At 65.4% G+C, this 20,621-nt stretch carries 14 protein-coding genes; 8 read left to right on the top strand and 6 right to left on the bottom strand.

Annotation, left to right across the window (positions count from 1 at the left end; genetic code table 11):
* Nucleotide 1: 1 nt before the first annotated feature.
* The 3 genes from BCV67_RS05725 to BCV67_RS05715 form a co-directional block, all read right to left on the bottom strand.
* Nucleotides 2–1,357, bottom strand: coding sequence for a gluconate:H+ symporter (locus BCV67_RS05725; protein ID WP_062166857.1), 1,356 nt, complete (start codon nt 1,355–1,357; stop codon nt 2–4).
* A gap of 23 nt (nt 1,358–1,380) precedes the next feature.
* A complete protein-coding gene (locus tag BCV67_RS05720) occupies nt 1,381–2,646 on the bottom strand; it encodes an amino acid deaminase (RefSeq protein WP_062166856.1) in 1,266 nt (421 codons plus the stop codon).
* 124 nt (nt 2,647–2,770) lie between these two features.
* Nucleotides 2,771–3,919, bottom strand: a complete 1,149-nt coding sequence (locus BCV67_RS05715; protein WP_062166855.1) for an OprO/OprP family phosphate-selective porin — start codon at nt 3,917–3,919, stop codon at nt 2,771–2,773.
* Nucleotides 3,920–4,030: 111 nt separating this feature from the next.
* On the opposite strand from BCV67_RS05715, the gene BCV67_RS05710 reads away from it, so the two are divergent.
* Nucleotides 4,031–4,690, top strand: a complete 660-nt coding sequence (locus BCV67_RS05710) for a response regulator (RefSeq protein ID WP_062166854.1) — start codon at nt 4,031–4,033, stop codon at nt 4,688–4,690.
* A 235-nt stretch (nt 4,691–4,925) separates the two neighbouring features.
* Here BCV67_RS05710 and BCV67_RS05705 read toward each other — a convergent pair whose 3' ends face one another.
* A complete protein-coding gene (locus tag BCV67_RS05705; protein ID WP_062166853.1) occupies nt 4,926–7,568 on the bottom strand; it encodes a PAS-domain containing protein in 2,643 nt (880 codons plus the stop codon).
* Between the two features lie 180 nt (nt 7,569–7,748).
* On the opposite strand from BCV67_RS05705, the gene BCV67_RS05700 reads away from it, so the two are divergent.
* Nucleotides 7,749–9,080, top strand: coding sequence for a dicarboxylate/amino acid:cation symporter (locus BCV67_RS05700; RefSeq protein ID WP_062166852.1), 1,332 nt, complete (start codon nt 7,749–7,751; stop codon nt 9,078–9,080).
* Nucleotides 9,081–9,313: 233 nt separating this feature from the next.
* Complete coding sequence (locus BCV67_RS05695) at nt 9,314–11,605, top strand: NADP-dependent malic enzyme (protein WP_062166851.1); 2,292 nt, start codon at nt 9,314–9,316, stop codon at nt 11,603–11,605.
* Between the two features lie 299 nt (nt 11,606–11,904).
* Here the strand turns inward: BCV67_RS05695 and BCV67_RS05690 are convergent, their stop codons facing one another.
* Nucleotides 11,905–12,270 carry a helix-turn-helix transcriptional regulator gene (locus BCV67_RS05690; RefSeq protein WP_082746505.1) on the bottom strand — a complete coding sequence of 122 codons (366 nt, stop codon included), beginning with the start codon at nt 12,268–12,270 and terminating at the stop codon, nt 11,905–11,907.
* Nucleotides 12,271–12,684: 414 nt separating this feature from the next.
* On the opposite strand from BCV67_RS05690, the gene BCV67_RS05685 reads away from it, so the two are divergent.
* The 5 genes from BCV67_RS05685 to BCV67_RS05665 all read left to right on the top strand — a co-directional run bounded on the left by BCV67_RS05685 (nt 12,685) and on the right by BCV67_RS05665 (nt 19,645).
* Nucleotides 12,685–13,821 (top strand): HlyD family secretion protein, encoded by a 1,137-nt coding sequence (locus BCV67_RS05685; protein ID WP_062166849.1) that lies wholly within the window; start codon nt 12,685–12,687, stop codon nt 13,819–13,821.
* A gap of 177 nt (nt 13,822–13,998) precedes the next feature.
* Nucleotides 13,999–16,746 carry a M16 family metallopeptidase gene (locus tag BCV67_RS05680; RefSeq protein ID WP_082746696.1) on the top strand — a complete coding sequence of 916 codons (2,748 nt, stop codon included), beginning with the start codon at nt 13,999–14,001 and terminating at the stop codon, nt 16,744–16,746.
* A gap of 262 nt (nt 16,747–17,008) precedes the next feature.
* The gene (locus tag BCV67_RS05675) at nt 17,009–17,206 is read left to right on the top strand and encodes a zinc-finger domain-containing protein (protein WP_057627713.1); all 198 of its coding nucleotides are present in this window, start codon (nt 17,009–17,011) and stop codon (nt 17,204–17,206) included.
* Nucleotides 17,207–17,217: 11 nt separating this feature from the next.
* Nucleotides 17,218–18,330, top strand: coding sequence for a glycosyltransferase (locus BCV67_RS05670; RefSeq protein ID WP_062166847.1), 1,113 nt, complete (start codon nt 17,218–17,220; stop codon nt 18,328–18,330).
* Nucleotides 18,311–19,645, top strand: coding sequence for an O-antigen ligase family protein (locus tag BCV67_RS05665; RefSeq protein WP_062166846.1), 1,335 nt, complete (start codon nt 18,311–18,313; stop codon nt 19,643–19,645). Before BCV67_RS05670 ends, BCV67_RS05665 begins: the two co-directional genes overlap by 20 nt.
* A gap of 13 nt (nt 19,646–19,658) precedes the next feature.
* On the opposite strand, the gene BCV67_RS05660 is transcribed toward BCV67_RS05665, so the two are convergent.
* Nucleotides 19,659–20,579, bottom strand: coding sequence for an LpxL/LpxP family Kdo(2)-lipid IV(A) lauroyl/palmitoleoyl acyltransferase (locus BCV67_RS05660; protein WP_062166845.1), 921 nt, complete (start codon nt 20,577–20,579; stop codon nt 19,659–19,661).
* Nucleotides 20,580–20,621 lie beyond the last annotated feature (42 nt).

Raw genomic sequence — 20,621 nt, 5'->3', positions numbered from 1 at the left:
TTCAAAGCACCATGGAGAGGGCCATCACCAGCGACAGGGCGATGACCGAGATAAGGGTTTCAAGCACGGTCCAGGTCTTGAAGGTCTGGGCGACGGTCATGTTGAAGTATTCCTTCACCAGCCAGAAGCCACCGTCGTTGACATGTGACAGCACCACCGAGCCGGCACCGGTGGCCAGCACCAGCAGTTCAGGGTGGGCATAGCCCATGGCGGCGGCAATCGGGGCGACGATGCCCGAGGCGGTGGTCATGGCCACGGTCGCCGAGCCGGTGGCGATGCGCATCAGCGCGGCCATGGTCCAGCCCATCAGCAGCGGCGACAGTTCGAAGCGCTGCGACAAGCCGATGATTTCCGCGGCCACGCCGGTGTGCACCAAGATGCCGTTGAGGCCGCCGCCGGCGCCAACCAGCAAGGTGATCGCGGCGGTGGGCGCCAGGCATTCCTGGGTGAACTTCAGGATCTGTTCGCGGCTGAAACCACGTATCAGGCCGAGTGTGACGAAGCTCATCAAAGTGGCCAGCAGCAGCGCCACCACCGAGTGGCCGATGAAGCGCAGGCCGTGGTTGAGGGTGGAGCCCGGCGTCGCGATCTGGTCGGCCCAGCCACCCAGCAGCATCAAGCCGACCGGCAGCAGCAAGGTGGCCAGGGTGATACCGAAGCCGGGCAACTGCTCGTCGGGAATGCGGCTATGGCCTTCGTCCAGTAGGGCCGCTTCCATTGGATTGTGTGCTGGCAGCTTGACCCGGGGGGCAACGAACTTGGCAAACACCGGGCCGGCCAGGGCCGCGGTCGGCAGGCCGACCAGCAATGAATAGAACACCGTGCGGCCGACGTCGGCGCCATAGGCGTTGACTGCCAGCATCGCCGCCGGGTGCGGTGGCACCAGGCCATGCACCACCGACAGGCCGGCAACCATCGGCAGGCCGACCAGCAACAGCGGCACGCCGGTGCGGCGGGCAACATTGAGCACGATCGGGATCAACAGCACGAAGCCGACTTCGAAGAAAATCGGCAGGCCCACGCAGAAGGCGATCAGCATCATCGCCCAGTGCACGTTCCTGCTGCCGAAGCGGGCAATCAAGGTACGCGCGATGCGCTCCGCGCCACCGGACTCGGCCATCATCTTGCCGAGCATGGTGCCCAGCGCGACGATCAGCGCGATATGCCCCAGCGTTTTGCCGACGCCTTGTTCGTAGGCGGGCAGGATCTCCGGTGCAGGCATGCCGGCCAGCAGCGCCAGGCCCACCGAAACCAGGGTGACACTGATGAAGGGGTTGAGGCGGAAGCGGGCGATCAGCACGATCAGTGCAAGGATCGACAATGCGGCGTAGATCAACAGCAGGTTACCGTCGGTCATGCGTACAGGCCCGGTGGAAGCGGTTAGAACTGCGTGGAAACAGCACCGACAACGCGGTGCGCGTCATCGACCACCAGCAGGTGGCGCCATTTGTCGAAGGTCAGGCAGGGGTGGGAAATATCGAAACAGAGCATGTCGCCGACCTGCAGGGTGTCGTCGGCCTGCAGTTCGAGGAAGGCGTGCTGGTCCATCATCGCGGTGAGCTTCCAATGCGCAGCGGCGGCGCTTGGCGCGGCACCGCCGGGCCGGTAGTGCAGCGCGGGCACCGGCAGGCCGGCATCGAAGGCGGCATCGCGCTTGCCCAGGCCGATGATGGCCTTGCCGGGTTCGGGCCGGGACTGCACATACGCCCACAGCCGCAGCGCGGGCTGCAGGCTGCTGCCCATCGTGCGCGCGATAGGGTTGCTGGCGTGGATGCGCTCGGCGGCCTTCCGGTAGATGCCGACGTCGTGGCTCAGGTAGCAGCCCGGACGCAGCACGATCTGTGCATCGGCATCCTTGGCGAGCACCGAGAATTCCTCGGCCACCACGTCGAACCAGGCCGACCCGGCGCCGCTGAGGATGGCCGGCAGCTGGCGGAAACCACCACTGGCACGGATGGCCTGCCACTGTGCAAGGCTGCGCTGCAGCATGGCGCGCACGCCGGCCTCGTCGCTGGCGACACCTTCATAGACTTCGACGCCAACCAGCGCGACTGCATCCGGCCAGCGGGCGATTTCGTCCAGCACCGCCTGCGCCTGTACATCGTCGCGCACGCCGGTACGGCCACCGGCCAAACCAATCTCCAGCAATACCTTGATCTGCTGCCCGCGCGCGCTGAAATAGCGGCCGAGCGCGGCCACGTTGTCGGCCGAGTCCACCACGCAGGCAAACCAGAAGCCCGGGTCACGCTGCTGCAGGGAGGCGATCAGCGCGAAATTGCCCTTGCCGACCAGCTGATTGGCCAGCAGCACGCGCTGTATGCCTTCGGCATGGGCCGCGACCGTCTGCGGCGCCGTGGCCAGGGTGATGCCCCACGCATCGGCGTCCAGCTGCATGCGGAACAGCGCCGGGCTCATCGTGGTCTTGCCATGCGGCGCCAGCTGGCAGCCATAGGCCTGCGCGAACTCGCGCATCCACAACAGGTTGTGCTGCAGCGCCGATGCGCTGAGCACCGCAGCCGGCAGGCTGACCTCTTCGGCAAGCAGCGACGGCGCGGCGGCAGCAAGCGATGCCGGGGTCCACGGGCCGCCGCTGGGGAGGCCCTTGCCGGCGAGAACTGCTTCGGAATGAAAGTAATTTTCCTGCACGAATCCAGCCCCTTGCCTTGTTCACCCGGAAGTATGGGTGGCTATTGTGGCGAAAAGTGGAGAATACGTGAAAATTATTTTCTTGCGTGCCTGGCGGTGAACGGACCGCCCAGCGCGGTGGGGCTCAGAAGTGCAGCTGGGCGCGTCCGGCCAGTACCCCGGTATGGTCCAGGCGCTGCCCGCGCAGTTCATCACGGCGCTGGCTGTCGGTCCAGTCCAGCATCAGCCGGACCTTGCTGGAGGCATACCAGTTGACCCCGACGGTCCAGGCGCTGGCCGAAACCTCGCGCTGCTGCGTCGGCCATTGGCGGCCGCTGATGTGGTCGTAGCGGGCCACAAGTTCCCAGGCGCCATGGTCGCGCTCGGGCTCGAGCTGGGTGAAGCGCCCGGCCTTGGCGTCATAGGGACGGTCCTCGCCGGTGAGCAGCCAGCTGCCCTGCAGGTAACCGGCCTGTACCTCGCCGCGTTGCTGGCCATCGTCGTAGCGGGCGCCACCGTATTCGGCCTGCCATGACCATGGGCCGGCCACGCCTGCGGTCTCGGCGCTGTAGCGTTTGACCGAGACCGCCCTACCGCTGCGGAAATCCACCAGCGGCAAGCGGCCGTTGTCGCCGAAGTAGCCGTTGGCACGCACCTGCGCACGCAGCGGCAGGGCGCCGTCGGCACCGGGATGGCTGTGGTGTTCGTGGGCGCCGGAGACACCAAAGTGCAGCACATGGCCCGGTTGGCTCCATGGCGCATGGCCGACGCGGCCGCCGATGACATGGCCCTTGGCCTGCCACACGTCGATGCTTTCCAGGCTGAAAACGCTGCCACTCCAGAAAATGCCGTTGTGATGCCCCTGCGCACCGATGCCCAGCCGGTAAGCCGTGCCCAGCGACTGCACCAGAAAACTGCGCTCGATGGTCGGCGTGTGGTTGGCGCTGCTGCGGTCATCCAGCGTATAGAACTGCTTGAACTGGCCCAGCGTGAGCTGGGTGTTGCCGAATTTCTGCGTCAGGTAGACATCGCGCGCAACCGGACGATGGCCGGCGAAGTCGCCCTCCAGTTTGTAACCCAAGCGGTGCAGCTTGCCGGACACGCCCAGCCATGCGGCACGCAGGCTGTCGCCGCTGCGTTCGGCCGGGCCGCGGTTGTCGTTGTCGAAATGGGCGAATTCGTAATACAGGCGGCCGCTGGCCTTGGCGGTGAAGGCGTCGTTGGCAAGTGCAGTGGGCGTGGTGGCCAGCATCAGCAGGCCGGTGAAGGAAGCGCACAGGGTGAAATCGGCCATCCATTGCCTCGGTGCAGTAGGGAGTGCGCGGACGATAGACAGGGCCTGGATGCCCACCAATAGCGATTTGGGACTAGGGCGGGTGGGCTGCGCCCGTGCCAAACTGGCGCCATGAGCCTGATCAAGGTGCTTGTTGCCGACGACCACCCCCTGTTCCGCGCCGCCGTGCTGCATGCACTGCGCGATGGCGGTGCCGTGGGCGAGATGCTGGAAGTTGCCAGTGTCTCGGCGCTGACCGAGGCGGTCGCGGAGCATGCCGATGTGGACCTGGTCCTGCTCGACCTGACCATGCCCGGCGCACATGGGTTTTCGTCGCTGGTCTGGTTGCGCGGCGAACGCCCGGCGCTGCCGGTGATCATCATTTCCTCCAATGACAACCCGCGGGTGATCCGCCGCGCCCAGCAGTTCGGTGCGGTGGGTTTCATTCCCAAATCCGCGCCGGTGGAGTCGATAGGCGCAGCGGTAAGCGCGGTAATGGAGGGCGACACCTGTTTCCCGCCTTTGGCTGCGGTCCGCTCCGAGCACGACGCGCTGCTGGCCTCGCGCCTGGCGCGGCTGACGCCGCAGCAGATCCGTGTGCTGCTGTGCATGGCCGACGGCCTGCTCAACAAGCAGATCGCACACGTGTTGGGCCTGGCCGAGAACACGGTCAAGGTGCACGTGACCGCCGTGCTGAAGAAGCTCGAATGCAATAGCCGCACGCAGGCTGCGGTATTGCTGAAGACCCTGGACGTGGAGTGGGAGCCGGAGTTGCCACGCGCAGCACCGTAGCGCCGAGCCATGCTCGGCAGGCGCCTTACCCATAAAGCTGACCTGTAGTGCCGAGCCATGCTCGGCAAGGGCATTGCCAAAAAAGCTGACCTGTAGTGCCGAGCCATGCTCGGCAAGGGGCTCTACCGGTAAGGCCTCTGCCGAGCATGGCTCGGCACTACATGTGGGGCATTGCCGGTAAAGCCTGTGCCGAGCATGGCTCGGCACTACAGGCGAAGGGCGGCGGTCGCGCCAATCAGCTTCCGCGCTGATAAAGATGCGTCATCAATGCGCGCAGTGCTGCGGTGCGCGCCTGTTTGGAGACATAGCCCCAGTTGCGCTCGCGGGCGAGCTGGCACAGGTCGGGGTCCTGCTCGGCGGTGAACAGGATCACGCCGGGCTCGCTGCCCCAACATTCGACCAGCAGGGGCAGTAGCGCAGGGCCGCTGATATCGCCCATGCGTACATCCAGCAGCAACAGGTCGGGTGCATTGTCTGGCCGGGTTGCGGCCTGCGCGGCTTCCACGCCGCCGGCAAAGTCCACCTGGCAGCCCCAGCGTTCCAGCAGCAGGCGCGTGGCCAGGCTGATGCGGGGGTCGTCGTCGATGCACCAGACCCGGCAACCGGCCAGCAGCGAGTCGGCCTGCGGTTCCTCCGGCGGGTTCACCGGCAGGCTGCCGCAGCCGACATCGCCGCGTGGCAGGGTGACCGAGAACACGCTGCCGCGCCCGGGCGTGGAACGCAGCCCGATGCGGTGGTCCAGCAACTGCGCGATGCGGTCGACGATGGCCAGGCCGAGGCCGGCGCCGGCTTCTTCGCCGCCGGCGTTGTCGAGCCGGCGGAACTCCTCGAAGATTTCCTGCTGCCGCGCCTGCGGAATGCCGGTGCCCGTGTCGTGTACTTCGATCCGCAGCTGTGTGCCGTCGCGGCGGCAGCCGATGACGATATGACCGTTGCGCGTATAGCGCACGGCGTTGGACAGCAGGTTCTGCAGGATGCGCCGTAAAAGTGCCTCATCACTGCGCACCACCGCGCTGGTGGCCACGTGGTGCACACGCAGTCCGCGTGCGTTGGCAAGAATGCCGAACTCGATGGTCAGCGCTTCGAGCAATGGCTCCAACGGGAAGTCGCGGATACGTTTTTCCAGCGCGCCCGATTCCAGTCGCGAGATGTCCAGCAGGCTGGTCAGGATGCCGTCCTGCGCGGTCAGAGCATTGTCGACGTTGTCGGCGATGTCGCGACAGGTACTGTCTGGCAGGCGGCCGCGCAGCGCCGACAGGAACATGCGTGCCGCGTTCAAGGGCTGTAGCAGGTCGTGCACGGCTGCGGCCACCAGGCGGGTCTTGGCCTGGTTGGCTTCCTCGGCCTCGCGTTTGGCACCGGCCAGGGCGTGGGTGCGTTCACTGACCCGCAGGCTGAGGGTGTCGGCGAGCGAGCGCAGGTCGCGGGCCGCGTTGCGGTAGGCGGTGATGTCGGTATAGCTGGTGACGAAGCCGCCATCGGGCAGCGGATTGCCCCGGATTTCAATCACACTGCCGTCGCCGCTCTCGCGCTCATGCATATGCGGGGTTGCCGAGCGCAGATGGTTGAGCCGGCGTTCGATGGCTTGATCGACCGGGCCGGGGCCGAGCAGGCCGCGGCGCGCGTTGTAATGGAATACGTCGGCGATCGGGCGGCCCACCTGGATCAACCCTGGCGGGAACCGGAACAGCTCGATGTAGCGCCGGTTCCAGGCCACCAGGTTGAGTTGTGCATCCACCACGCAGACGCCTTGCGGCAGGTGCTGCAGGCTGGCGCTTTCGCCGTAGTCGGCCGTATGCGCGGCATGCACCACGCCATCTTCGGTGGTGCGCAGTTCCTGCGCGTGCTGTTCCACCAGTTGTTCCAGTTCGTGGCGGCTGCGCTCGCGCAGGCGCGCCAGGCGTTGCCGCTGCCATAGCCCGTAGCCGAGCAGCAGCAATGCGATCAGGCTGGCGGTCAGCGCGCCGGCAAAGCCGCGCGCACTGGCGGTACTGGCGGCGGTGCTGCGCAGCAGGTGCAGGGTCCATTGCTGCTGCGGCAGCTGTTGCGAGACCCAGATCACCTCGCCGCCATCGGCCAGCTGCACGCGGCGCTGGTTCGGCCCCAGCGTGGTGCCGGGCGAATGCTGCAGCTGCTGCTCCGGCAACTGGGCGTACTGGCGGGTGCGCTGCAGTTCCTCGCGCACGCGCGGCGCCAGCGCCTGCAGGGTCAGGTGGCGCCAGGGCCGGTGGCTGGAGAGGAAAATCACGCCATGGTTGTCGCTGACGAAAACGCGGTCGGCGGTGTCGGCCCAGGTCTGCTCCAGCGGCCGCAGGACCACCTTCACCACCACCACGCCGACCGCCTTGCCGGTGTCGTCGCGCACCGCTTCGGACAGGAAATAGCCGGGCATGGCCGTGGTGACACCTTCGGCGTAGAAGGTGCCGCTGCCTTCCTGCATTGCCTGGCGGAAATACGGGCGGAACTGGTAGTTGGTGCCGACGTTGTTGCTGCGGTTCATGCGCCAGTTGCTGGCGGCCAGGGCCACACCGTCGCGGTCGAGCAGGGTCAGGGTGGAGGTGGCGGCCACGCCGTTGACGCGCTCCAGCTTGCGGTTGAGGCGGTCCAGTTCCGGCGTGCCGAGCGTGGGCCGTGACAGTGCCATGCGTATGTCCGGGTCCAGTGCCAACACCGCCGGCAGTACCCGGTGGCGTTCGATCACCGCCTGCAGGGCTTCGCCGTGCAGGTGCAGCTGGGTCTGCGCGCGCAGCGCCTCGCTGGCAAGCCGGGTGCGCTCGAAATGGCGCAGCGCCACCACCCCGGTCGCCGCGATGGCGAGTGCGGCGGCGAGCGGCAGCAGCCAGCGCATGCGGCGCCGATGGGTGGGGAAGAACGGCATGCAGCGATGGTCCGGCACGAACGCCGCGCGTTGCCATAGGTCTTGTCCGGTTGTTTGCCGGCAACGCAATACGGGCTGCATCCGGTGGAGGCCGGCTAGCCAGTAACACCAATGCGTTATCGGCGGCGCGCCGCTGGGCGGGTACAAAACCGCCAGCTAGTGAATTATCGAGGTTTCCCCATGCAAGCCGCTTCTGCCACTGTCGCCAGCCCCGCCGGGCGTAGGCTGCCGCTATACCGTCAGCTCTACGTGCAGGTGCTGGTGGCTATCGCGCTGGGCGTGCTGCTGGGCCATTTCGAGCCGGTGTTCGCCGAGCAGCTCAAGCCGCTGGGCGATGCCTTCATCAAACTGGTGAAGATGATCATCGCGCCGGTGATCTTCCTGACCATCGTCACCGGCATTGCCGGCATGACCCACCTGCGCAGCGTGGGCCGCGTATTCGCCAAGGCGATGGCCTACTTCATGTTCTTCTCCACCCTGGCGCTGGTGGTGGGCCTGGTGGTGGCGCACGTGGTGCAGCCCGGCGCCGGCATGAACATCAATCCCGCCGATCTGGACCAGACTGCAGTGCAGGGCTATGTGCAGCGTTCGCACGAGCTGACCCTGGTCGGCTTTGCGCTGGACATCATTCCCAAGACGCTGCTGAGCCCGTTTGTCGGTGACAACATCCTGCAGGTGCTGTTCGTGGCGGTGCTGTTCGGCATCGCGCTGGCCTCGGTGGGCGAGAAAGGCCGGCCGGTGCTGGCCCTGCTCGAAGCGCTGACCACCCCGGTATTCAAGCTGGTGCACCTGCTGATGCGCGCCGCGCCGATCGGTGCGTTTGGCGCCATTGCCTTCACCATTGGCAAGTATGGCATTTCTTCGCTGGTCAACCTGGCCTGGCTGGTCGGTTCGTTCTACCTGACCTCGCTGCTGTTCGTGGTGGTGATCCTGGGCGCGGTGGCGCGCCTGTGCGGGTTCTCGGTGTTCAAGTTGGCCCGTTACCTGAAAGCCGAACTGCTGCTGGTGCTGGGCACGTCCTCGTCCGAATCAGCGCTGCCTTCGCTGATGGAGAAGATGGAAAAGGCCGGCTGCAGCAAATCGGTGGTGGGGCTGGTGGTGCCGACCGGCTATTCGTTCAACCTGGACGGCACCAACATCTACATGACGCTGGCGGCATTGTTCATCGCCCAGGCCACCAATACCGAGTTGAGCTTCGGGCACCAGATCGCTTTGCTGCTGGTGGCCATGCTCAGCTCCAAGGGGGCGGCCGGGGTCACCGGTGCCGGCTTCATTACCCTGGCCGCCACTCTGGCCGTGGTGCCGGAGGTGCCGGTCGCCGGCATGGCCTTGATCCTGGGCGTGGACCGTTTCATGAGCGAATGCCGCTCGCTGACCAATTTCATCGGCAATGCGGTGGCGACCGTGGTGGTTTCGCGCTGGGAGGGCGCGCTGGATCGGCAGCGCCTGCGCCTGGTGCTGGATGGCGCCGAGCCATCGGAGCTGCCGCCGACGCTGCCGGCCAAGGCCTGAGTTTTACCTGTGTGTGCGTTTTTGCGCGGGGCCTGCTGACGAACGGGCGGCCCCGCGTCTTTTTTGGCGTCCCACGCTTGTCATGCGGATGGCCAACACTGTTGCGCATGCCATGGCGCGGAACACCTGGATTGTGCACTTGCAGCATTCATGCGACAGCATAGCGACAGGTCCGATTGCCTTAACGGCGTTATCATCTGCTGTCCTTCTTGCCCTTTAGTGCCCACAACTCGATGTCCAACGAAGATTTCAAGCAGGCAGCCCTCGAATATCACCGGATGTCGCCGCCAGGCAAAATCAAGGTGGTGGCAACCAAGCCCATGTTGACCCAGCGTGATCTGTCGCTGGCGTATTCGCCGGGTGTGGCACATGCCTGCGAAGCGATCATGGCCGACCCGGCCATGGCCAGCGAGATGACGGCACGCGGCAACTTGGTCGGCGTCATCACCAACGGCACCGCGGTGCTGGGCCTTGGCAACATCGGCCCGCTGGCCGGCAAGCCGGTGATGGAAGGCAAGGGCGTGCTGTTCCAGAAGTTCGCCGGCATCGACGTCTTCGACATCGAAGTCAACGAGAACGACCCGGACAAGCTGGTCGAGATCATCGCCTCGCTGGAGCCGACCTTCGGCGGCATCAACCTGGAAGACATCAAGGCACCGGAGTGCTTCATCGTCGAGCGCAAGCTGCGCGAGCGCATGAACATCCCGGTGTTCCATGACGACCAGCACGGCACCGCGATCATCGTCGGCGCCGCCGTGCTCAACGCCATGGTGATCACCGGCAAGAAGATCGAAGAGGTCAAGCTGGCCACCACCGGCATGGGCGCGGCGGGTATTTCCTGCGTCAATATGCTGGTTTCGTTGGGTTTGAAGCCGGAAAACATCCTGGCCTACGACCGCGACGGGGTTATCCACAGCGGCCGCACCGATCTGGACCCGGAAAAGGCGCGCTACGCCCGCGACACCGACAAGCGCACCCTGGCCGAGATCGTCGACGGCGCCGATATCTTCCTGGGCCTGTCGGCCGGTGGCATCCTCACCAAGGACATGGTCGCCAGCATGGCGCGTGATCCGGTGATCTTCGCCCTGGCCAACCCCTACCCGGAAATCCTGCCGGAAGACGCCAATGCGGTGCGTTCGGACCTGATCATGGGTACCGGCCGTTCGGATTACCCGAACCAGGTCAACAACGCGCTGTGCTTCCCCTACCTGTTCCGTGGTGCGCTGGACGTCGGCGCCACCACCATCAATGAAGAAATGAAGGTCGCCTGCGTGCGCGCGATTGCCGCGCTGGCCCGCAAGGAAGCCTCGGATCTGGGCGCCGCCTATGGCGGTGACGTGCCCAGCTTCGGCCGCGACTATGTCATTCCGCGCCCGTTCGACCGCCGCCTGCTGGTGGAGCTGTCCGCCGCCGTGGCCCAGGCTGCGATGGATTCGGGCGTTGCCACCCGGCCGATCACCGACATGGCCGCCTACCGCGACAAGCTGGCCCAGTTCGTCTACCGCACCAGTCTGTTCATGAAGCCGGTCTATGACCGTGCGCGTTCGGACAAGCAGCGCGTGGTCTACGCCGAGGGTGAGGAAGAAGTGGTGCTGCAGGCAGTGCAGAACGTGATCGACGAAGGCGTGGCCTTCCCGATCCTGATCGGCCGCCCGGACGTGATCGAAGCCCGCATCGAGCGCCTGGCGCTGCGCATGCGTGCCGGCGTTGATTTTGAAGTCACCAACATCAACGACGATCCGCGCTTCAACGATTACTGGCAGTACTACCACGAGATGACCGGCCGCAAGGGCGTCACCGTGGCCGCCGCCAAGAACCTGATGCGTTCGCGGCCGACCCTGATCGCGGCGGTGATGGTGGCCCGTGGCGAGGCCGATGCGATGCTGTCGGGCCTGGTAGGTCGCTTCCACAAGAAGCTTGGCTATGTGCGCAGCGTGATTCCGCTGGAACCCAAGGTCAGCTCGACCTCGGCGATGACCGGCGTGATCAACAACCAGGGCGTGTTCTTCTTCGTGGACACCCACGTGCAGGAAGACCCCAGCGTCGAGCAGATCGTCGAATCCACGCTGCAGGCGGCCTTCCGCATGAAGCTGTTCGGCATCGAGCCGAAGATCGCGCTGCTGTCGCATTCCAACTTCGGCAGCCACGATTCCAAGGATGCGCTGAAGATGCGCCAGGTGCGTGAGGCGCTGCTCAAGCGCAACCCGCGCTTGAACGTGGACGGCGAAATGCAGGGCGACACCGCATGGGATGAAGCACTGCGCGACAAGCTGCTGCCCAACAGCACCTTGAAGGGCCGTGCCAACCTGTTCGTGCTGCCCAACCTGGAGGCGGCCAATATCGCCTACAACCTGGTGCGTGTGTTCACCAATGGTGTGGCGATCGGCCCGATCCTGATGGGCATGACCAAGCCGGTGCATATCCTCACCAGCAGCGCCAGCTCGCGCCGCGTGCTGAACATGACCGCGATTGCCGCGGTGGATGCACAGATCCGCAAGCAGATGGAAATCGACCGCGCCGGTTGATTGCCAACCTGCATGTGTCAAAACAGAGCCGGCCTTGTGCCGGCTTTGTCTTATCTGTGGTCTGGTGATGGTGTGGCCAGAGTTGAAAAAGCCTGACGAATACGCGCCAGCGTGCGCCGTTTGTGGAAGCGGCGTAAGCCGCGAAACACGTAGATGATCAGCCAGTACCTCCAGCCGCTGTTCCAGCACTGCCAGCTTCGCGGCTTACGCCGCTCCCACAGTTTTGCTGCAATTTTCCGTGTGCTGTAAGCGGATGGTGCACAAGCGGCGCCGATGTAGTCCCCGGTCGCCGCCTCCGTTCAGAACTGATGAATCTTCTGCGCCTCCACTATCTGCAACACGAGTTTGCGTGTGGCGGCGCGGCAGGAACGGTAGGCCAGCAGCAGCCTGCGTTCGGAGGGGTCATCCACAAGCTCCGCATTCTCGTTGGGCGCGGCCGCGGAAATGGCGTCAAGTTCGCCGCGCCCGGTTGCCAGCCATTCGAACGACACATCGGTGACCAGTGCGATGGTGATCAGGCGCATGGTGCTGGGCGATATTCCGGTCGGGCTTTCCCAGTTTCCCACCGCGCTGCGGCTTACCTTCAGTTGGCCTGCCAACTCTGCCTGCGTCATCCTCATCTTTCTCCGCGCTTTGCGGATGCGGATTCCCAGATGGTCATGCATAAATTTCTCCTCGAGCGTTGACCATGAGAGCCGACTAAAAGCCTAAGCCATTGCGAGCTTGCGCAGTCGGCAAAGACTTATTGTCAATGTTCATTACGCACTTGGAATATCGGAACGGTGCTCGTCATTGATATTGACGACTTTTGCCAATGTAACTTGCACCTGCTGCCTGGCCTGTTTGTTGCGGCTAGGCTGCGGCCCTGGAAGCATTTTCAGGGAGCTGCTGGCAGGTAATGCACTTACAGCTTGATAAGTTTTTTTCTTAAGCGTTGAAACGATGGTGCAGGCGTGGCGCAAACCACAATGAATGAAAAACTGCAGGTTGCGGAGCGTCGTTGGTGGTCAAGGATGGAATTCAGGCGGCCTGGGAATCTGTATGCATATTTGCTGGGTACACTTTCTGTAGCAGTCATCGTGCTGGCAGCATTCGTTGTTCGCGGTGGTAATGAAGCGGCCACGATCGCAGGGCGGCTGGTGCCGGCGCAGGGAATGGCGACGGTGCTGGCGCCGGTCACCGGCGTTGTGCGCTGGCTGGACGTTGACGATGGAAGGCGTGTGGTGGAGGGCGACACCCTGGCGCTGATCGCCACGGCGCGGGCAACGCCGGACATCGGTGACGCCAGCCTTGCACTGGAACATGGGCTGCAGCAGAAGGAGGACAGCATCGTGCTGGCGCGTGATGCCTACAAGGAGCAGCTGGCGGCGCAGACTACGGGTTTGCGGGAGCAGTTGCAGGCAGCACGCGCCGAGGCGCGGCAGATTGATCTGCAGATCCAGACGCAGCGCGAACAGGTGCGCGTCGCCGGTGCGGTATTGGCCCGGCGGCGCCGGGCGGAAGCTGCATCCGCCGCCGGCCTTGCCGCTGTCGAGCAACAGGAGGCGCTGGTGCTGGACTACACGGCCCAGGTGCAATCGCTGCGTCGGCAACAGGCGGCAACGCAGCGCCTGGTTGCCCAGCTCAAACAGGCCATGGGCGAGCTGCCGGGGCGACGCAAGGCAAACGATGCCGCCTATGCCGAGCACCTGGCGCAGCTGCGGCTGGAACGGGTGGAGAACGAGATCAGCGCCGCCTTGCTGGTGAAGGCACCGGTGGATGGCATCGTGGTTGCGCAGATGGTCAAGCCCGGGCAGTCAGTGCATCTGGGGCAGCCACTGCTCAGTCTGTTGCCCGGCGATGGCCGGCTGGAGGCCGAGCTGATGGTGCCGGGGCGAGCGATCGGGGCGATGGCGCCCGGCGACCGCGTGGTGCTGCGTTACCAGGCATTCCCGCATCAGAAGTTCGGTACGCAGCACGGCACCATCGCGCATATCAGCCGGACTGCGGTGGACAGCGAAGAGGCCAGTTTCATATCAGGGCTGCCCACGGTGAAGGAGGCTTTCTACCGGGTCACCGTGGAGCTGGGCGATCAAGCCATTCTTGCTCACGGCAGGTTGGAACCGCTCAAGCCAGGAATGATGCTCGATGCGCAGATCAGCGGTAAGCGTGAACCATTGAGCGACCGTCTGCTGGCGCCGATGTATTCGTTCGGTGGCTGGCTGGGCGGGCGCTGAGGGTTGCGGCGGCTGAACTGTACGCGCATGCATGCAGACGAAACGGGTTGTCGGGCCGCCACGGCGCGGTTTGCTTTTTGCGATGATGGGCAGCGCTATCCGGCTGCCTGGGCATTACAGGGAACGGTAGGCGCATGGATTCGCATGCTGACCGCAATGACTGAGGACTGGATTCCGATGATGAAATCAACATGGTGCGCCTGGGCTGTCGCGCTTTCGCTTTCGCTGGCGCCGCTGGCACACGCCGCGCAGGTGGAGGCCAGGCTGCCAAAGAGTGTGCAGGCCGGCCCCTGTGTTGAAGGGGTGTGTGAGTACCGGCTTGCCAATGGGCTGCGAGTCCTGCTGTTCGCCGATGCCAGCAAGCCGACGGTGACCGTCAACCTGGTCTATGGCGTGGGATCGCTGCACGAGAACTACGGCGAAACCGGCATGACGCACCTGCTTGAACACCTGATGTTCAAGGGCACGCCCAAACACCCGGATATTCCCGGTGAAATGCAGCATCGCGGGGTCGACAAGAATGCGACCACCTCGCTGGACCGCACCAACTACTTCGCCTCGTTCCCGGCCAACGATGCCACCCTCGACTGGCTGCTGGGGCTGGAGGCGGACCGCATGCTCAACTCCAGGGTGGCCAAGGCCGACCTGGACAGCGAGATGACGGTGGTGCGCAACGAGATGGAAGCCGGCGACAACAACCCGGTCGGCGTATTGATGAAGCGCATGCGCTCGGTGGCATTCGACTGGCACAACTACGCCAACGTGCCGATCGGCGCGCGCTCGGACGTGGAGAACGTGCCGATCGGCAACCTGCAGGCGTTCTATCGCACTTGGTACCAGCCCGACAACGCGATGTTGATCATCGCCGGCCGCATCGACACCACGCAGGTGCTGGCGCGGGTGGCTGCCCACTTTGCGCCTTTGAAGAAGCCTGCGCGGGTCATGCCCACTTTCCATACGGTGGAGCCGGTGCAGGACGGCGAACGCGAAGTCACCGTGCGCCGCAGCAGCGAGTTGTCACTGCTCGCCGCCAGCTATCACGTTCCCGCGCTTGCGCAGGCCGACAGCGCGCCGCTGACGGTGCTGGGCAATGTGCTCGGCGACAACCCGAACGGGCGCCTGTACAAGGCGCTGCAGGAACCCAAGCTGGTGGTGTTTGTCGGTGCCAGCGGTGAGACCCTGCGCGATCCCGGCTTGTTCACCCTGGTCGCGGCGTTGCCCAAGGACGCTGATCCAGGCAAGGCCGAAGCCGAGCTGCTGAAGCAGGCCGAAGCCATTGTGGCCGCACCGGTGAGCGATGCCGAGGTTGCCGCGGCCAAGCAACGCATCGGCAACGCCATCGAAAAGCGCGCCAGCGACGTCAACGCGATGGCGATGGCCTTGTCCGAATACCAGGCGGCCGGCGATTGGCGCTTGTTGTTCGTGCAACGCGATGCCATCGACGCTGTCACCGCCAGTGACGTCAACCGTGTCGCGGCCGCCTACCTGAAGCCGCAGAACCGCACCATCGGCCGCTTCGTGCCGACCGCAACGCCGGACCGCGCGGTGATCCCCGCCGCGCCGGCGGTGGCCGGTCTGGTGGAGGGGTACAGCGGCCGCGCTGCCGTCGCCGCCGGCGAGGCCTTCGACCCCAGCCTAGACAATATTGCCGCGCGTACCGAGAGCTTCGTCATTGGCGATGGCCTGCGCGTATCGCTGCTGCCAAAGCGCAACCGTGGGCAGACCGTTACCCTGGACGCCAGCTTTCACTTTGCCGATGAGGCGTCCATTACCGGGCGCAGCTACGCCGGTGGCTGGGTGGGCCCGATGCTGATGATGGGCAGCCAAGGCATGGATCGCGGCCAGATCGCCGCGCGTTTTGATGCGCTCAATACCCAGGCGCAGGTGAGTGGCAGTGCGCAGGGCGCCGCCATCCGCCTCAACGGCAAGCGCGAGACGTTGCTTGAGGCGCTGCGTCTGGCCGCCAACGTTCTGCGTCATCCAACGTTCCCGGCCGATCAGTTCGAACAGCTGCGGTTGCAGGCCATCACCGGGCTGGAGTTCCAACGCAAGGAACCGGGCACGCTGGCGTCGATGGCGCTGAGCCGGTATTTCGACCCGTGGCCGGCGGGGCATCCGCTGCACGTGGAGTCGATCGACGAGTCGCTGGCACGGTTGAAGGCGATCACACCGGCGGATATCCGTGCCTATCACCAGGCGCTCTACGGGACGTCGGTGGGGGAGATCGCGGTGGTGGGTGATTTCGATCCGGTGGCGTTGAAGGCGGAGCTGCAGGCCTTGTTCGCCGACTGGAAGGCCCCGCGGGCTTACGCGCCGATCAGCACCCGTTACCACGATGTCGCTGCGAAGCAGGAGCGCTTTTCCACCCCGGACAAGCCCAACGCGGTGTTGCTGGCGCGGCAGAATGTCTCCATCAACCTGGCCGATGTCGACTTCCCGGCACTGAACATCGGCATCGGCATTCTCGGTGGCGATCCGCTCAAGGCACGGCTCGCCGAACGCATCCGCCAGAAGGACGGCCTGAGCTACAACATCGGTGCGGGCCTGAGCGCAGACGAAAGCCGCGAAGGGCGCGACGACAACGGCAGTGTCAGCATCCAGGCCATTGCCGCGCCGGAAAACATGCCCAAGCTGGAAGCGGCGCTGCGCGAGGAGCTTGCACGGCTGGTTGCCGACGGCATCACCGCGCAGGAACTGCGTGATGCGGTAGCCGAGAAGAAGGTAGCCCGCGAGCAGTCACGCGCGGTTGATGGCGCCATCGCCGGCTTGTTGAGCGACCATCTTTATTATGGTCGTGACATGCGCTTCGAAGCGCAGCGTGATGCCGCCTATCAGGCGCTGACGGTGGAGCAGGTCAATACCGCCATCCGCAAGCATCTCAAGCCCGAGCAGCTGAGCGTATTTGTTGCCGGTGACTTCAAGTAATCGCAAATCCGGGGCTGTTTGTCGTAGCCCCGGTAATGCCGTCCGGGCAAGCTGTTCACATGGCTTACCGCCCCGCTGCGGGACTCACGCCGGCAGTACCCCGGATCAGACGGGCTGACCAGACCGGGCTGATTTGCCGGCGCGGCGAGTCAGCTTCAGGTTCGCCGCCGCCGCATTGCGACGCGCCAGGCGCTACCGGGGCGGCCGTGCCGGTCCGGCACTGCTAGAATTGCGCGGACCCGTTTTTTTCGTGAATGACGCCATGAGCCATACCGCAAACGCGCCCGCCAATGCCGAGAAGCGTTACACCGTACATCGCGCTGACCTGCCGCTGAGCTGCCCGACGCCGGAAATGGCGTTGTGGAACTCGCATCCGCGGGTGTACCTGCCGATCGAAGACGAACCCAATGGCGAGGCGGCCTGCCCGTATTGCGGTTCGGTATTCGTGCTGGCTGACTGAACCGCTGACCGATGCGCCGTTTGACGGTGGTGCAGTTGCTGCCGGCGCTGCATTCCGGCGGCGTCGAGCGTTCAACCCTGGAAATCGCCGCGGCACTGGTGGCTGCCGGTCACCGGGCCATTGTCGTGTCCGCCGGCGGCCGATTGCTGCAGCCGCTGCTGGACAGCGGCGCCGAGCATCTGACCCTGGATATCGGCCGCAAATCGCTGCTGACCCTGCGCCACGTGGCCTCGCTGCGGCGCCTGTTCAGCGAAACCGGTGCGGACATCGTGCACGCGCGCTCACGGCTGCCGGCATGGCTGGGCTGGTATGCCCTGCGTGGCATGCCCGCAGCGCAGCGTCCGCACTGGCTGACCACCATGCACGGGCTAAACTCGGCCGGCCGCTACAGCGGCATCATGGCCAGCGGCGAGCGGGTTATCTGCGTGTCGCAGACCGTGCGTGACTACCTGCTGCAGCACTATCCACAGACCGATCCGGCCACGCTGCGGGTAATCCCGCGTGGGGTGGATGTGGCCCAGTTCCCACGTGTCGATCGCAGTGATCGGCGGCCGCGCCTGGCAGTCGCCGCGCGCCACCCGCGCTTGCAGGGCGACCTGCCATTGCTGCTGTTGCCAGGGCGGGGCACCCGTTTGAAAGGGCACACGCACGCCTTGCAGCTGCTGGCGGCGCTGCAGCGCGCCGGTCGCCCGGCACTGCTGTGGATGCCCGGTGTGCGTGAGCCCGGCCGCGAAACCTATGTGCGCGAGCTGGAACAGCTGGCGCAGAACCTCGGCATCGCCGCGCAACTGGTGCTGAGCGAACCCACCACCCGCATCGCCGAAGCCTATGCCGCCAGTGATCTGGTGCTGCAGCTATCCGACAAACCCGAGGCCTTCGGCCGTACCGTGCTGGAGGCCTTGTCGGTCGGCCGCCCGGTCGCGGGCTGGGACCACGGTGGGGTAGGTGAACTGCTGGGCCAGCTGCAGCCTTCCGGTGCGGTAGCGTACGCGGACATGGCGCAGCTGACGCAGTGCGTGATGGCGTTGCTGGATACTCCCCCGCTGTTGCCGCGGCGGATTCCCTATACGTTGCAGGCCATGCAGCGTGCCACCATGGATGTCTATGCAGAACTCGCTGGCTGAGCCGTCCTTTGCCGCCGCCCCGCGCCAGCCCGGGTGGTGGGCGCCGGTGTGGGTGATCGCCTATGTGGCGCTGCTGCCGCTGCCGGGGATTGCCGAGTCGGTGCTGGTGCTGGGGGCCTTGTTCACGGTGGCGCGCTTGCTGGTGCTGCGGCTGAAGAAAGGCAGCGGTATCCGCAGTCTGCTGGGTGTACCCGCGTTGGCCCTGACCAGCGTGCTGTTCTGTGCGTATTGGTTGCCGCAGCTGGGGTCGGCCATCGGCGCCGATGACCCGGGCAAGGTCTGGGGCAAGGTCGGAGGCGGCCTGCGTTACCTGCCTTTCATGTGGCTGGTGGCGATAGCCGTGGCAACCCCGCAGCGCCGGCGCATCACCTTTGCAGGTATGGCGCTGGTGACGGGGCTGTGGGCGGTTGACGGGTTGCTGCAGGTCCTGGCCGGCACCAGTCCGCTGTTCTGGGGCCTGGACCAGCTTAAATGGCTGATCAACGGGCGCGGCCTGTGCGCACCGGAAGAAGCCGCCTTGGCGGACCGCCTGTCCGGCATTTTCGGGCCATGCAATCTGAAGTTCGGTCAGGTGCTGGCCAGCCTGTCGCCGTTCCTGCTGTTCTTCGTGGGCGCGCGCTGGGGCCGCTGGAGTGGGCTGCTGGCCGCTGCGGTGGTTGGGGTAGTGCTGGTGTATGCCGGTTCGCGCGCGTCGCTGATCACCTATGGTCTGGTGCTGCTGCTCTCCGGTTGGCGCCTGCTCGGCAGCAAGTGGCTGCTGTTGCTGATGCTGGCCGGGGTGATGGGTGTTGCCGCGTTGGCGGTTGTTTCCAGCCAGGTGCGTGAGCGCTTTGAACGTACGGCGATGGCGTTCGACGGCGGTGCCCACGGCATCGATGAAGCCTTGTCCGGGCGCACGCGGATCTGGGCTGCGGCGCTGTGCATGGTGCGCGAACATCCAATCAATGGCGTTGGCGCGCGCGGGTTCCGGGAGGCCTATCCGCACTGCAACCCGGACGCTTCACAGGCGCCGGTATGGGGCGAGGGGCCGGCGTTGCACGCGCACCAGATCCTGCTGGAGATCCTTGCCGAAACCGGCGTGCTTGGTTTGCTGCTATGGATTGCCGGTGCGGCCATGGCATTGCGCGCCTGGATTTATTCCGGGCCGGAGGCACGTGATCGTGCACGTCCGGCGGCGGTGGCACTGGCAGTCACGGTGTTCCCGCTCAATACCCATCTGGCGTTCTATTCCGCGTTCTGGGGCGGGCTGACGGTGTTGCTGGCGGCGTTGTATGCCGGTGCGCTGCTGGCCGAGCCGGACAAGCGCGGCGGCTGAGGCGGCAACCGGCTCAGTCGTAGAAGTGGCTGCGGCCTTCGGGTTGGCGCTTGAAACGACGGTGTATCCACAGGTATTGCGCGGGGGCTTCGCGCACCATTTCCTCGATGGCGGCGTTGACCTGGGCGGTGTCGGCAACCACGTCATCGGTGGGGAAGTCCGGCAGCGGCGGGGCGATCTTCAGCACGTAGCCGCTACCGACGCGGCGGTGGAAGTACGGCACCACGGCGCAGCCGGTCATGCGCGCGAACTGATGGGTGGCGGTGATGGTGGAAGCCGGCATGCCGAAGAACGGCACGAACACCGAGTCCTTGCCGCGCATGTCCTGGTCCGGCGCATACCAGAGGAAGCCGCCTTTTTTCAGGTGCCGCACGGTGGCGCGGATGTCTTCGTTGGCGAACATCGCGCAGGCGTATTTCAGCCGGCCGCTTTTCACCGCCCATTCCATCACCGGGTTGCGGTATTTGCGGTACATGCCGGCCAGCGGCACGTGGTCGCAGAGCAGGCGGCCGCACATTTCCAGGGTCATGAAGTGGCCGGAAACCAGCAATACGCCGCGGCCTTCGGCCTGCAGGGCCTTGAGGTGTTCCAGGCCTTCCCATTGCACCTGCGGGCGGATGACGTCGATCTTGCCCCACCAGGCGCGGGCGAATTCGAACACGCCCACGCCCAGCGCGTCGAAGCTGTCGCGCAGCAGGCGTTGCCGCCAGGCCTCGTCCTTTTCCGGGAAGCACAGCTTGAGGTTGACCTCGGCGGCGTGGCGGCGGCTGCGCGCCAGATGCAGGGCCAACCAGCCGATGCCGCGGCCGAGTGCGCGCTGCAACGTCCATGGCAGGCGTGCGGCGATGAAGGCAATGCCAAGCCAGGCGTAGGTGGGCCAGTGGCGTGGCTGCAGGAGTGAGGGCCGGGTGGCGGTGGAAGGTGAATCGGACATGGGGAGATTCTAAGCCACCGCGGTGAAGGCGGGAGCAGCGCG

It is taken from the genome of Stenotrophomonas nitritireducens, from assembly GCF_001700965.1.
Lineage (GTDB): Bacteria > Pseudomonadota > Gammaproteobacteria > Xanthomonadales > Xanthomonadaceae > Stenotrophomonas > Stenotrophomonas nitritireducens_A.
The sequence above is the reverse complement of the archived record's forward strand: the minus strand, read 5'-3'. Positions and strand labels throughout refer to the sequence as shown.